Below are 12,946 nucleotides of genomic sequence, written 5' to 3' on the forward strand. Positions count from 1 at the left end.
GTCAGCAAAATTGACTCAGGACTGAACTATGTCGATAAGCTCGTTTAACCGCCGTTGGGCTACGGTAATCCTTGAAGCGCTAACTCGCCACGGCGTGCGCCATGTGTGCATCGCACCGGGTTCGCGTTCTACGCCGCTGACGCTTGGCGCGGCCGAAAACCGGGCTTTTATTTGCCATACGCACTTTGATGAGCGGGGTTTAGGGCATCTGGCATTAGGCCTGGCAAAAGCCAGTCAGGCTCCCGTCGCCATCATTGTGACCTCCGGCACGGCAGTTGCAAACCTCTATCCGGCCATCATTGAAGCCGGTTTGACGGGTGAAAAACTGGTGGTTCTCACCGCCGATCGCCCGCCTGAGCTTATTGATTGCGGTGCTAATCAGGCCATCCGCCAGCCTGGAATTTTTAGCTCCCATCCCACTGACTCGATTAACTTACCGCGTCCAACGCAGGATATTCCCGCTCGCTGGTTGGTTTCGACGATAGATCACGCACTCGGCCAGCAAACGGGCGGTGCCGTTCACATCAATTGTCCCTTTGCCGAACCGTTATACGGCGAACCTGATGAAACCGGCATGAGCTGGCAACAGGCGCTGGGTGACTGGTGGCAAAGTGATAAACCCTGGCTGCGCACCAGCTCCGCACAAGAAGCGGTGAAACAACGCGACTGGTTTTTCTGGCGGCAAAAACGCGGTGTGGTCGTAGCTGGGCGTTTGAATGCCGAAGAAGGAAAACACGTTGCCGCATGGGCAAAAATGCTCGGCTGGCCGCTGATTGGCGATGTGCTCTCGCAAACGGGTCAACCGTTGCCCTGTGCGGATTTATGGTTAAGCAACAGCCAGGCGGTGACTGAACTTGCCGAAGCACAAATTATTATCCAGTTCGGCAGCAGCCTGACCGGAAAACGCGTGCTGCAATGGCAAGCGACCTGTGAGCCTGAAGAATACTGGCTGGTGGATAATCTACCCGGCCGACTCGACGCGGCAAACCATCGTGGCCGCCGCTTATCGTGTGATATTAGCGAGTGGCTGGAGCTGCATCCGGCTGAGAAACGCATGGCGTGGGATGAAAAATTAACCACGCTGGCAAAAATCGCGCAGCAGGCGGTGAAGAAAGGCACGACTGAATTTGGCGAAGCGCAAGTCGCCGCGCGCCTGCCTGAATTGTTACCCGATGCCGGGCAACTGTTTGTCGGCAATAGCTTGATTGTTCGCCTGGTGGATTCTTTCGCACAATTGCCTGCGGGCTATCCGGTTTACAGCAACCGTGGCGCAAGCGGCATTGATGGTTTGCTCTCAACGGCGGCGGGGGTGCAACGCGCGACGGCACGCTCGACGCTGGCCATTGTGGGCGATCTCTCAGCGCTTTACGACATGAACTCGCTGGCACTTTTACGTGAAGTCTCCGCGCCGTTTGTGCTGCTGATTGTGAATAACAATGGTGGGCAAATTTTCTCATTGTTGCCAACGCCTGCCGCTGAACGCGAGCGCTTCTACTGCATGCCGCAAAACGTCAACTTTGCCCACGCCGCGGCAATGTTTAGTCTCAGTTACCATAACCCGGCAAGCTGGGACGAATTACAAACTGCCGTAGACCATGCCTGGCGTATGCCTCACGCGACAGTTATCGAGCTGACGGTGGGTGAAACTGACGGTGCGCAAACGTTGCAGCATTTGCTGGCGCAGGTCAGCCAGGCATGATTTTACATGCGGTTTTTCGTGAAGGGCGGGATGCAAATTTGCCATGCCTGGTCTGGCTGCACGGCTTTTTAGGCTGCCAGCAAGAGTGGCAACCTCTCAGTGACAACTTCACCGACTGGCCGCAACTGCACATTGATTTACCCGGTCACGGAAAATCTGCGGATATTTCGGTCGAAAACTTTCAACACGTTGATGAATTACTGCGTAAAACTCTTGTTAGTTACAACATCCTAAAATACTGGCTGATTGCTTACTCACTTGGCGGGCGAGTGGGAATTTACCACGCCTGTCAGGGTGAAAATGCGGGTTTGCAGGGTCTGATTGTTGAAGGGAGTCACCCCGGCCTTGCGGATGAAAATGCGCGTGCTGAAAGGCAATCCAGCGACCGGCGTTGGGCGCAGCGATTGCGTACCGCCCCCCTAAAAGACGTGCTTGCAGACTGGTATCAACAGCCGGTATTTCAGTCGCTCAATGATGAGCAACGTCATGAACTCATTGCGGTTCGCAGCCAGAATAATGCGTTAAGTCTCGCTGCTATGCTTGAAGCAACGTCATTAGGAAATCAGCCCAATTTGCAGGCCGCGCTACAACAATTACCGCAGCCTTTTTACTACATCTGTGGTGAGTGGGACGACAAGTTCCGTGCCGTGGCGCAAAGCTCAGGCCAGACACCACATCTTATTACTGCCGCAGGCCACAATGCGCACCGGGAAAACCCGGCCGCATTCAGTGCTTGCCTGCTCAACTTATTGCGAAAACCTGGCGAGGAAACACCATGATTTATCCAGATGAACAAATGCTCTATGCCCCAATTGAATGGCAGGATTGCTCGGAAGGTTACACCGATATTCGTTATCACAAATCTACCGATGGCATTGCGAAAATCACCATCAACCGCCCGGAAGTCCGCAACGCATTCCGTCCGCTGACCGTGAAAGAAATGATCAATGCGCTGGCTGATGCTCGATATGACGACAATATCGGCACCATCATTCTGACCGGCGAAGGCGAAAAAGCCTTCTGCGCAGGCGGCGACCAGAAAGTACGTGGCGATTACGGCGGCTATCAGGACGCAAGCGGCACTCACCACCTGAACGTGCTCGATTTCCAGCGCCAGATTCGTACCTGTCCAAAACCGGTTGTGGCGATGGTTGCTGGTTACTCCATCGGTGGCGGTCACGTGCTGCACATGATGTGCGACCTGACTATTGCAGCTGAAAACGCGGTCTTCGGCCAGACTGGCCCTAAAGTCGGTTCGTTCGATGGCGGTTGGGGGGCCTCTTACATGGCGCGTATCGTCGGCCAGAAAAAAGCCCGTGAAATCTGGTTCCTGTGCCGCCAGTACGACGCGAAAGAAGCGCTGGATATGGGCCTGGTCAACACCGTGGTGCCGAATGCCGACCTGGAAAAAGAGACCGTGCGCTGGTGTCGTGAAATGTTGCAAAACAGCCCTATGGCTCTGCGTTGCCTGAAGGCTGCGCTGAATGCCGATTGCGACGGCCAGGCGGGTCTGCAAGAACTGGCGGGTAACGCCACTATGCTGTTCTACATGACCGAAGAAGGTCAGGAAGGCCGCAACGCGTTCAACCAAAAACGCCAGCCGGACTTCAGCAAATTTAAACGGAATCCGTAATGCGTCGCGTCGAACTGTGGCGCTTTCAGGTGCCGATGGATGCGGGTGTGGTGCTGCGTGATCGGCGCCTGAAAACGCGTGACGGTCTGCTGGTGCGCCTGACAGACGGCGACAAACAAGGCTGCGGTGAGATTTCGCCGTTGCCGGGTTTTAGCGCAGAAACGCTCGAAGAGGCGCAAAACGTGGCGCAGGCCTGGCTACAGACCTGGCAAACGGGCCACAACGACGAATTGCCTGAAATGCCGTCGGTGGCATTTGGTCTGAGTTGCGCGCTGGCGGAAATCAGCGGTGAATTGCCACAGCAGGCGGATTACCGCGCCGCGCCGTTGTGTACCGGCGATCCAGACGAACTATTTGCCATGCTTGCCGCTATTCCCGGCGAGAAAATCGCCAAGGTGAAAGTGGGTCTGTACGAAGCCGTGCGCGATGGCATGGTGGTCAATTTGTTGCTCGAAGCGATCCCTGATTTGCGTTTGCGTCTTGATGCGAACCGTGGATGGACACCGCTCAAAGCGCAGCAGTTCGCCAAATATGTGAACCCGGATTTCCGCCCGCGCATCGCGTTTATCGAAGAACCGTGCAAAACACGCGAGCAGTCGCGCGAATTTGCTCGTGAAACCGGTATCGCCATCGCCTGGGATGAAAGCCTGCGTGAACCTGATTTTGAATTTGCCGCCGAACCGGGGCTGAGTGCGGTCGTTATCAAGCCCACTTTAACCGGCAGCCTGGCGAAAGTTCGTCAACAGGTCGAGCAAGCCCATGCGCTGGGGTTGACGGCAGTCATCAGCTCGTCGATTGAATCAAGCCTCGGCCTGACGCAACTGGCGAGAATTGCCGCGTGGTTAACGCCGCAAACTTTACCTGGCCTGGATACGCTGTCGTTGATGCAGGCGCAGTTAGTGCGCGAATGGCCAAATAGCCCGCTTCCGTGCTGGTCACTGGAATCCCTTGAGCGAGTGTTATGAGTTTTCAAGATTTTCCGTGGCAACATTGGGCGCAAATTCGCGGTAGTCAACTCGCGCTGACATTAGGGCATGAAAGCCTGACCTGGCGCGAGTTGTGCCAGCGTGTTGATCGGCTGGCAGGCGGTTTCCAGCAACAAGGTGTGCGTGCGGATCAAGGCGTCGTGCTGCGCTCGAAAAACAGCCCGGAAATGGTGCTGGCGTTCCTCGCGTTATTGCAATGTGGGGCGCGTGTTTTACCGCTTAATCCGCAATTACCAGATTCATTACTTGAGCAATTACTTCCTGAGCTGACCATTAGCCATGCGCTTACTTTCGGCTCACCGCTCACCGTTGCGCATATCAATGCGTTAACGTGGGTGGAAGGCGAGGGTTATCATGCCGAGTGGCAGCCCTCGCGATTTGCCTCGATGACGCTGACCTCTGGCTCCACGGGTTTGCCAAAAGCTGCGGTGCATACCGTTGCGGCGCATCTTGCCAGCGCCGCTGGGGTGTTGGCGGTAATGAACTATGGTGCGAGCGGTAGCTGGTTGCTTTCGCTGCCGCTGTTCCATGTCTCCGGGCAGGGTATTTTGTGGCGCTGGTTGTTGGCAGGCGGTTGCATGGTGGTGCGTGATTTACACCCGTTGGATGAAGCGCTGCAAGGCTGCACTCACGCTTCTCTCGTCCCGACACAACTCTGGCGTTTGCTGGAGCGCTCATCTCGCCTGGCGTTGCGCGAAGTATTACTGGGTGGGGCGGCTATTCCCGTTGAACTCACCCAGGCGGCACAGGAAAAAGGGATCAATTGCTGGTGCGGTTATGGCTTAACAGAGCTGGCATCAACGGTGTGCGCTAAACGCGCTGACGGGTTGCCGGATGTTGGCGAAGCGTTGCCGGGCCGCGAAGTTAAAATAGTTGATGGCGAAGTGTGGATTCGTGCCAGCAGCCTGGCTTCAGGTTACTGGAAATCAGGCGTTGTGCAGCCGTTGGTGAATGCGGAAGGCTGGTTTGCCACCCGCGATCGTGGCGTTTTACATGGCCGTCGGCTGACAATTATTGGCCGTCTCGACAACCTGTTTTTCAGCGGTGGAGAAGGGATCCAGCCGGAAGAAATTGAAAGCGTTATCGCGCAGCACCCGGCAGTCAGACTGGTGTTTGTCGTCCCGGTTGATGATCCCGAATTCGGCCATCGCCCGGTGGCGGTCGTTGAAGCCGATGAAGATTTTGATATATCGCTGCTGACCGAATGGCTACAGGGCAAAGTGGCGCGTTTTCAGCAGCCCGTGCGCTGGCTGCGTTTGCCGGATGAGATGAAGCAGGGCGGGATTAAGATTTCGCGTTTGCAATTAACGTTATGGGTAAAGCGGGTGGCTAAAATTTAGACCCACCCGCTTGATTTAATGTCGGGGACGCTGCGTTTGCCCGACCTACAAACCTGATTCTAATACTGATTTATTACGATGGCGGCGAATCAAACGCAGAACCGGCGGCACAACGATAACCACAATCGCCATAATCAACAGGCTTTTCGCCACGCCACTTTCCCACAGAATGCTCAACCCGCCGTTGCTGATAGACAGCGCGCGACGCAGGTTTTGCTCGAGCATTTCCCCGAGAACAAAACCCAGAATCAGCGGCGACATCGGGAAGTGCATCTTCCGCAGGATATAACCCAGCACACCCAGCCCGACCATCAACAGCAAGTCGAAAGTGGTGCTGTGTACCGCATAAACGCCCACCGCAGAAACGGCAGCAATTGCAGGCACCAGGAACCACAGTGGAATACTCAACATCTTCGTAAAGAAGCCAATGAGCGGGATATTCATAATCAGCAGCATCACGTTGGCAATCAGCAGTGACGCAATCAATCCCCAAACGATATCCGGCTGCTCGGTAAACATGGCCGGGCCTGGCGTGATGTTGTAAAGCGTCAGCGCGCCCATCATCACCGCCGTGGTGCCGGAACCTGGAACACCCAGCGTTAACATCGGGATAAACGAACCGCAGGCCGAAGCATTGTTTGCCGCTTCCGGCGCGGCCACGCCGCGAATATCGCCTTTACCAAAGGTTTCGCTATTACCGCTGATTTTCTTCTCGGTCATATAGGCAATGGCACTGGCGATGGTGGCTCCCGCGCCCGGCAGAATGCCGACGAAGAAACCGATAACCGAAGAACGCAACGTTGCCCCGGTGCATTGTGCGGCTTCCTTCATGTTAAACATCATGCGCCCGGTTTTGCGGACCAGAACCTGCCCACTGCTGGTGCTCTCGAGCATTAACAGAATTTCTGAAACCGAGAACAGGCCAATAACTACCACAATAAATTGCACACCGTCGGAGAGGTGAACGCTATCAAATGTGAAGCGATATACCCCGGTGTTGGCATCCACTCCGACGGTGGCAAGACCCAGACCAATCAACGCTGCAAGGAACGACTTCAGCGGATTTTGCGCCATCATGCTACCAAGGCAGGCAATGGCAAAAACCATTAAGGCAAAGTATTCCGCAGGGCCAAATGCCAGCGACCACTGCGCCAGTGCTGGAGCAAAAAGGATGATGCCGGTGATGGCCAGCAATGAACCGATAAACGAACTCACCGCAGAAATGGACAACGCCACGCCACCGCGACCTTCTTTTGCCATCGGGTAGCCATCGAGCGCGGTCATGATGGCAGCCGCATCCCCCGGCACGTTAAGCAGTATTGATGAGATACGCCCTCCGTATTCGCATCCAATGTAGACCGTAGCCAGCAGAATCAGCGCGGACTCCGGTGGTAATTTCAGAGCGAACGCCAGCGGCAGCAAAATCGCTACGCCGTTAATTGGGCCGAGGCCCGGTAGCAGCCCGACGATGGTGCCAACAAAGCAGCCAATCAGGGCAATCATCAGGTTTTCCGGCGTCAGGGCAACGGCAAAACCTTGCGATAAATAGAACCAGGTATCCATAAGTACTCCGTTCGCCCCGTCATCTTTCAAGTTACAGGTGCGTGAGTTTGCCGCCTTCCTGCACCTCGAAATCTAAAGGGGCTAGATCGTAGGTCAGTTCAGCCAAACACCGAGAGGCAGCGTCACATCCAACAGGCGGTCAAAGGAGTAAAACAACACTCCTCCCATCACCACGCCGGAAATTAATGCCGCCGGAATTGTCGCGCCAAACAACATGCCGAAACAGGCGGTGAGGAGCGTCGTTGCCAGTGGGAAACCGAGCCATTCAAACGTCCAGGCATACAGCGCCAGGCTGATGACCATAATCACCAGGCGTTGCAACGTTCGGCGATGCGGCCATTCCACAACATCCGGGTGGCGTAAAATTAACAGCACCGCGCACATCAACATCAGGCCGAGAATAGCCATGGGAAACGGGCGTGGCCCAACGGGTTCGTAGCTGTATTCGCTCTGAATTTGCCAGCCGACAAACAGGCCGCCAATGCACAGAACAATCCAGATCCCGGCAAAAATACGATCGCTCATCATCGCCTCCGGTTACTTAGCAAGCCCAAACGCTTTGGCTTGTTCGCGATAACCCGTCACTTGTTTCTTCACGTAGTCATCCAGTTCTTTGCCGCTCATGTTGAACTCGAACAGGCCGCGCAAGTCACGTTGCTTTTTGAAATCTTCGGTTTGCTGGAGCTTGTTAAAGGTGTTGACCCACCACTGATATTCCGCATCAGTCACTTTCGGGCCGACGTAGAAGCCGCGAATAATCGGCCATACCAGGTCAAAACCTTGCTCTTTTGCGGTAGGGATTTTTGCCAGTTCGCCAGGCAGACGCTCTTCAGAGAACACTGCCAGCACGCGCAGTTTGTCGCCGTTGAGATATGGCACCATTTCGCTCAAATCGCCCGATACCGCTTGCACATGGTTGCCCATCAACGCGGTAACCGGCTCGCCGCCGCCCTCAAAGGCGACGTAACGCATCTTGTGCGGATCGACATGGGCTTTTTGCGCAAGCAGCGCGGTTTTCATCCAGTCCTGGCTGCCGATTGATGCACCCGCACCAATCACCACGCTGTTAGGATCTTTTTCCATCGCCGCGAGCAGCGATTTCAAATCTTTCCACGGCGAATCAGCCCGCACCGCAATCATGCCGTAATCGGTGCCCACACTTGCCAGCCAGCGCACATCATCCACGCCATAACGGCCAAACTTACCTTGCGACAGGTTCAGCAGTGAACCGCCGGAAAATGCGACCACCGTTCCCGCTTCGGCAGGGCGCTGGGCAACAATCGCGTTATAGGCCACCGCGCCAACGCCGCCTGGCATATAAGTGACGCGCATCGGTTTTTCAAGCACGCCGGTTTCTTGCAGGCTGACCTGAATCAGTTTGCAGGTCAGGTCAAAACCGCCGCCGGGTTTAGCAGGAGCGATACATTCGGTACGAGAAGGGACTTCTGCTGCCAGCGTATTAAAAGCAGTTAACAACAAAGCTGAAGCGGTAAGGGCAGAGAGTAGGGTTCGTTTCATTTTCATCCTCACGTTAAACCGGTAGATGTTTCTCATTATGTGAGCCGCCTTGCAGTAGCTCGGTTGCGTGATTGTTAAGTCATTAACCTTTCATTTACCTTTCATGCGTACCGAAACTTTACAGGATGTGATATGCGTCTCTTACTGGCTGAAGATAACCGTGAGCTGGCTCACTGGCTGGAGAAAGCCCTGATACAAGCGGGCTTTGCCGTAGATTGTGTGTTTGACGGCCACGCCGCCGACCATCTATTACAAAACGAACGTTATGCGGTCGCGGTGATGGATATCGGGATGCCGAGAATGGATGGTCTTGAGGTTTTACAGCGTTTGCGCAAGCGCGGGCAGACGCTGCCGGTACTGTTGCTGACGGCGCACAGCGCGGTGAGTGATCGAGTGAAAGGGCTGAACACCGGAGCCGACGATTATTTGCCGAAACCGTTTGAATTAGAGGAACTCGATGCGCGACTGCGGGCGCTGGTGCGGCGCAGCGAAGGACAAATCCATGAGCAGCAGCAATTGGGGCAGCTCGGTTTACATGATGACGGCTATTTTCTGCTGGAGAATAAACCGCTGGCATTAACCCCGCGTGAACACGCCATTTTGACGGTGCTGATGTACCGCCGCACGCGCCCGGTTCCCAAACAGCAACTGTTTGAACAGGTGTTTAGTTTGAGCGATGAAGCCAGCCCGGAAAGCATCGAGCTATATATTCATCGGCTACGTAAGAAATTGGCCAGCAGTAATGTGCAAATCACCACGCTGCGCGGGCTTGGCTACGTGCTGGAGTGCAGCGATGCAAACCATTAAGCCGCAATCGTTATTCGGACAATTGCTGCTTTTTCTCGGTTTACCGCTGTTTATTTTGTGGGGGTTTTCTGCGGTCAGCAGTTATTTGAGCGCGATGAATGCCGCGACTCAAGCCTACGACCGCACTTTGCTGGCCTCGACCCGCACCGTCGCAGAACAGTTGGTTGTGCATGATGGAAAGCTTGACGTGGATGTGCCCTGGGTGGTGCTCGACAGCTTTGAGCGCAACATGAATGACCGGCTGTATTACAAAGTCACCGACACGCAAGGCAAGGTGATTTCGGGTTATGACGATTTACCCGACATGCCTGAAAACACGCCCGGCACTGAACTTTACCCGGCATTGGCGTGGTTCTATAACGCCACCTATCGCGGGCAAGAATTGCGCGTGGCACGTCTGCTCCAGCCGGTTAACGAGGGTGGGGTAAACGGTATGGCGCAAATTATCGTTGCCGAAACCGTTCAATCAAGGTACTACCTGGCGGTACGTTTATTGGCTTCTGCCACGCTCACTCAGGGCGGCCTGGTGTTACTGACGTTAACGCTTGCCTGGCTATTATTACGACGCGTACTCAAGCCGATGCGCCAGCTTTCGGTGCAAATGGTGCGCCGTGACCCAGGCGATTTAACGCCATTGCCCGATTTATTGCCCTGGTCGGAAACCCGCTTATTGATTGTTTCGTTTAACCGCTACATCGAAAGCCTGCGCGGCGTACTGGCCCGGCAATCGCGGTTCAGCGCAGATGCTTCTCACCAGTTGCGAACGCCATTAACCGTGCTAAAAACCCAGGCCGCCGTTGCGCTCAGTAGCCCTGATCCGATGCAGTGGCGCGAAAGCCTGGTCGCGATGCAAACCACGCTCGATAGCACCATCCACTTAACCGAACGTTTATTACAGCTTTCACGTTTAAGCCGCCTTGACCAGACAGAGAGGCAGGCTATGGAGCTGGTGGATTTGGTGAAAATCGCCCAGGCGTGCTGTTTCTCGAGCATGGCGCAGGCGAGAAGTAAAAATATCGATCTGGGGTATGAAGGATTAGACGAGGAATGGATAACAGGTGAGCCTGTGTTGCTGGCTGAGATGTGCATTAACCTGCTGGATAACGCGCTGAAATATACGCCCGAAAATGGCGTGGTGACGATTCGGGTAACTCGTGATGAAACGCAATTTGCCTGTCTGGAAATCGAGGATAGCGGCCCAGGCATTGAGAGCGGGCTGGTTCGCCATGCGCTGATGCCGTTCCATCGTTTAGATAATAGTGCTGCGCAAAGTGGGGCGGGAATTGGACTGGCGCTGGTGAATGATATTGCGCGTTATCACCGGACGAGACCTGAGTTATTGCGCGCAGAATCGGGCGGATTGCTGGTGAAAATTAAACTGGCTGCGGTTTAACAACAGCCGGGGGAAAAATCCATCGACTCTCGCCTTGGCCTTTCATTTTCATTTTCTTACAAACGAAAGACAAAAAGCATTTCTAACAGATTGATTACATCAATACTGGCTGTAAAATCGGCCTCTTTTCAGGGACATCCCTTTTTACTGCTTAGGATTGAAAGCATGAACAAATTATTAATAGCAACTGTTGCCGGTTTGGCTCTCGTTTCAGCATCAGCAAGCGCGATTAGCATCAGTGGCCAGGCGGGTGAAAAATACACCAACGTGGCAGTTGGCTTTGGTCAAGATTCTGCAGGCCTGACGATGAACGGCAACTACGCACATAACGATGACGACGGCGATACCGCTGGTTTAGGCCTGGGTCTGAATGTGCCATTGGGTCCATTTATGGGTACCGTGGGTGGCCGTGCGGTATATCTGAATCCAAAAGATGGCGATGAAGGTTACGCCGTTGCCGTCGGCGGCGGTTTGAGCTGGGAAATCTTCAATAGCTTCTCTGTGTTTGGTGATTACTACTACTCCCCAGACTCTCTCTCAAGCGGCGTAAAAGATTATCAAGAAGCTAGCGCTGGCGCACGCTGGACCATTATACGTCCAATTACCGTAGAAGCCGGTTATCGCTATATTGGTGTTGATGGCAAAGATGGCAACCGCGATAACGCCATTGCAGACGGCCCGTACGTCGGCGTTTCCGCCGGTTTTTAATTTATCCAGGCCGCAGCAGCTCTGCTGCGGCTTACTCATTTCCCGCCGATCTTCATCCGCTTGAGTTATAGTAATTCGTTCCCTTCCCGCGGAGTTTAACAATGATAAAAGTGGAAATGCTGTCTACCGGCGACGAAGTGCTGCATGGTCAAATTATTGATACCAACGCAGCCTGGCTTGCTGATTACTTTTTTAACCAGGGTTTACCGATGTCTCGCCGTAACACGGTGGGTGACAGTCTTGACGATCTCATTGCAGTGCTCAAAGAGCGCAGCGAGCAGGCCGATATTCTGATTGTGAACGGTGGACTTGGGCCAACCAGCGACGATCTCAGTGCGCTTGCCGCCGCCACTGCCGCAGGTGTGGAACTGGTGATGCATCAGGAATGGCTTGCGCAAATGGAGCGTTTCTTTGCCGAGCGTGGGCGTGAAATGGCACCGAGCAATCGCAAACAAGCGCTGATTCCTGCAACCAGCGAAATGGTGGATAACCCGGTCGGCACCGCGTGTGGTTTTGCGCTGCAACTCAACCGCTGCCTGATGTTTTTCACTCCCGGCGTGCCTTCTGAATTTAAAGTGATGGTCGAGCAACAAATCATGCCGCGCTTGCGCGAACGCTTTGTTCTGCCTGAACCTCCAGTTTGCCTGCGTCTGACGACGTTTGGGCGCTCTGAAAGTGAACTGGCACAAAGCCTTGAACCGATCCCGTTGCCGGAAGGCGCAGTGATGGGCTATCGCTCATCCATGCCAATTATCGAGCTAAAACTGACCGGCCCTGCCACGCAGCGCGCAGCAATGGAAGCCATCTGGCCTGAAGTTCAGCGCGTGGCCGGTGAAAGCACCATTTTTGAAGGGACTGAGGGTTTGCCTGCGCAGTTGGCGCAACGTCTGCGCGACCAATCGCTCAACGTGGCGGTCAGCGAGCAATTCACCGCTGGGCTGCTGTGTTTGCAACTCTCCAGCGCACAAGCGCCGCTGGGTAACAGTGAAGTGCTTTCCGCGCGCCCTGAAACCCTGATGCAAATCACTGAGCGTGCAAAGGCCTTCGCGCTGCAAGCGGGGAGTGCGGTGGCGCTGGTGGTCGGGTGCCTCGATGACGAGCATCTGAATTTCGCCCTGCATACGCCAAAAGGCACTTACGGTCTGCAAGTGAAGTTTAGCGTGACCCGCCACGCCCTGCGCATCCGCCAGGAAGTCTGCGCGATGATGGCATTAAACATGCTGCGCCGCTGGCTCAATGGGCAGGATGTTGCCGCCGAGCATGGCTGGGTTAACGTTGTTGACTCACTAGAAATCTAAA

12 protein-coding genes are annotated in these 12,946 nt (G+C 54.7%); 9 read left to right on the plus strand and 3 right to left on the minus strand.

The window, feature by feature from the left end; translation table 11 throughout:
• Positions 1–28 precede the first annotated feature (28 nt).
• Genes menD through menE form a run of 5 tightly spaced genes read left to right on the plus strand, consistent with a single transcriptional unit; the run spans position 29 to position 5,658 of the window.
• Positions 29–1,699, plus strand: coding sequence for a 2-succinyl-5-enolpyruvyl-6-hydroxy-3-cyclohexene-1-carboxylic-acid synthase (gene menD, locus GBAG_RS05495; protein WP_034494060.1), 1,671 nt, complete (start codon positions 29–31; stop codon positions 1,697–1,699).
• Complete coding sequence (gene menH / locus GBAG_RS05500; protein WP_034494061.1) at positions 1,696–2,478, plus strand: 2-succinyl-6-hydroxy-2,4-cyclohexadiene-1-carboxylate synthase; 783 nt, start codon at positions 1,696–1,698, stop codon at positions 2,476–2,478. The genes menD and menH overlap by 4 nt, the downstream gene beginning before the upstream one ends.
• Positions 2,475–3,332 (plus strand): 1,4-dihydroxy-2-naphthoyl-CoA synthase, encoded by an 858-nt coding sequence (gene menB, locus GBAG_RS05505; RefSeq protein WP_034494062.1) that lies wholly within the window; start codon positions 2,475–2,477, stop codon positions 3,330–3,332. Before menH ends, menB begins: the two co-directional genes overlap by 4 nt.
• Entirely contained in the window at positions 3,332–4,297 is a 966-nt protein-coding gene (menC, locus tag GBAG_RS05510) for an o-succinylbenzoate synthase (RefSeq protein WP_034494063.1), read from the plus strand. Before menB ends, menC begins: the two co-directional genes overlap by 1 nt.
• On the plus strand, positions 4,294–5,658 hold the full coding sequence (gene menE, locus GBAG_RS05515; protein WP_034494064.1) for an o-succinylbenzoate--CoA ligase: 1,365 nt from the start codon (positions 4,294–4,296) through the stop codon (positions 5,656–5,658). The genes menC and menE overlap by 4 nt, the downstream gene beginning before the upstream one ends.
• 45 nt (positions 5,659–5,703) lie before the next feature.
• Here the strand turns inward: menE and GBAG_RS05520 are convergent, their stop codons facing one another.
• From GBAG_RS05520 to GBAG_RS05530, 3 genes are all read right to left on the minus strand, one after another.
• The gene (locus GBAG_RS05520) at positions 5,704–7,221 is read right to left on the minus strand and encodes a tripartite tricarboxylate transporter permease (RefSeq protein WP_034494065.1); all 1,518 of its coding nucleotides are present in this window, start codon (positions 7,219–7,221) and stop codon (positions 5,704–5,706) included.
• Between the two features lie 93 nt (positions 7,222–7,314).
• Positions 7,315–7,746 (minus strand): tripartite tricarboxylate transporter TctB family protein, encoded by a 432-nt coding sequence (locus tag GBAG_RS05525; protein WP_034494066.1) that lies wholly within the window; start codon positions 7,744–7,746, stop codon positions 7,315–7,317.
• 12 nt (positions 7,747–7,758) lie between these two features.
• Complete coding sequence (locus tag GBAG_RS05530; protein WP_034494067.1) at positions 7,759–8,739, minus strand: Bug family tripartite tricarboxylate transporter substrate binding protein; 981 nt, start codon at positions 8,737–8,739, stop codon at positions 7,759–7,761.
• 132 nt (positions 8,740–8,871) lie between these two features.
• On the opposite strand from GBAG_RS05530, the gene tctD reads away from it, so the two are divergent.
• From tctD to GBAG_RS05550, 4 genes are all read left to right on the plus strand, one after another.
• Positions 8,872–9,546: a transcriptional regulator TctD gene (gene tctD / locus GBAG_RS05535; protein ID WP_034494068.1), complete on the plus strand. Its 675-nt coding sequence runs from the start codon at positions 8,872–8,874 to the stop codon at positions 9,544–9,546.
• Positions 9,533–10,939 carry a sensor histidine kinase gene (locus GBAG_RS05540; protein WP_034494069.1) on the plus strand — a complete coding sequence of 469 codons (1,407 nt, stop codon included), beginning with the start codon at positions 9,533–9,535 and terminating at the stop codon, positions 10,937–10,939. Before tctD ends, GBAG_RS05540 begins: the two co-directional genes overlap by 14 nt.
• 165 nt (positions 10,940–11,104) lie before the next feature.
• The gene (locus tag GBAG_RS05545) at positions 11,105–11,647 is read left to right on the plus strand and encodes a YfaZ family outer membrane protein (RefSeq protein ID WP_034494070.1); all 543 of its coding nucleotides are present in this window, start codon (positions 11,105–11,107) and stop codon (positions 11,645–11,647) included.
• A 101-nt stretch (positions 11,648–11,748) separates the two neighbouring features.
• Entirely contained in the window at positions 11,749–12,945 is a 1,197-nt protein-coding gene (locus GBAG_RS05550; RefSeq protein ID WP_034494072.1) for a nicotinamide mononucleotide deamidase-related protein YfaY, read from the plus strand.
• The last annotated feature ends 1 nt before the right edge of the window (position 12,946 follow it).

It is taken from the genome of Buttiauxella agrestis ATCC 33320, assembly GCF_000735355.1.
Taxonomy (GTDB): Bacteria; Pseudomonadota; Gammaproteobacteria; order Enterobacterales; family Enterobacteriaceae; genus Buttiauxella; species Buttiauxella agrestis.

Bases quoted from the DNA above. Each gene is read 5' to 3' on its own strand.
- menD (WP_034494060.1), top strand. From the start codon at position 29: ATGTCGATAAGCTCGTTTAACCGCCGTTGGGCTACGGTAATCCTTGAA.
- menH (WP_034494061.1), top strand. From the start codon at position 1,696: ATGATTTTACATGCGGTTTTTCGTGAAGGGCGGGATGCAAATTTGCCA.
- menB (WP_034494062.1), top strand. From the start codon at position 2,475: ATGATTTATCCAGATGAACAAATGCTCTATGCCCCAATTGAATGGCAG.
- menC (WP_034494063.1), top strand. From the start codon at position 3,332: ATGCGTCGCGTCGAACTGTGGCGCTTTCAGGTGCCGATGGATGCGGGT.
- menE (WP_034494064.1), top strand. From the start codon at position 4,294: ATGAGTTTTCAAGATTTTCCGTGGCAACATTGGGCGCAAATTCGCGGT.
- GBAG_RS05520 (WP_034494065.1), bottom strand. From the start codon at position 7,221: ATGGATACCTGGTTCTATTTATCGCAAGGTTTTGCCGTTGCCCTGACG.
- GBAG_RS05525 (WP_034494066.1), bottom strand. From the start codon at position 7,746: ATGAGCGATCGTATTTTTGCCGGGATCTGGATTGTTCTGTGCATTGGC.
- GBAG_RS05530 (WP_034494067.1), bottom strand. From the start codon at position 8,739: ATGAAACGAACCCTACTCTCTGCCCTTACCGCTTCAGCTTTGTTGTTA.
- tctD (WP_034494068.1), top strand. From the start codon at position 8,872: ATGCGTCTCTTACTGGCTGAAGATAACCGTGAGCTGGCTCACTGGCTG.
- GBAG_RS05540 (WP_034494069.1), top strand. From the start codon at position 9,533: ATGCAAACCATTAAGCCGCAATCGTTATTCGGACAATTGCTGCTTTTT.
- GBAG_RS05545 (WP_034494070.1), top strand. From the start codon at position 11,105: ATGAACAAATTATTAATAGCAACTGTTGCCGGTTTGGCTCTCGTTTCA.
- GBAG_RS05550 (WP_034494072.1), top strand. From the start codon at position 11,749: ATGATAAAAGTGGAAATGCTGTCTACCGGCGACGAAGTGCTGCATGGT.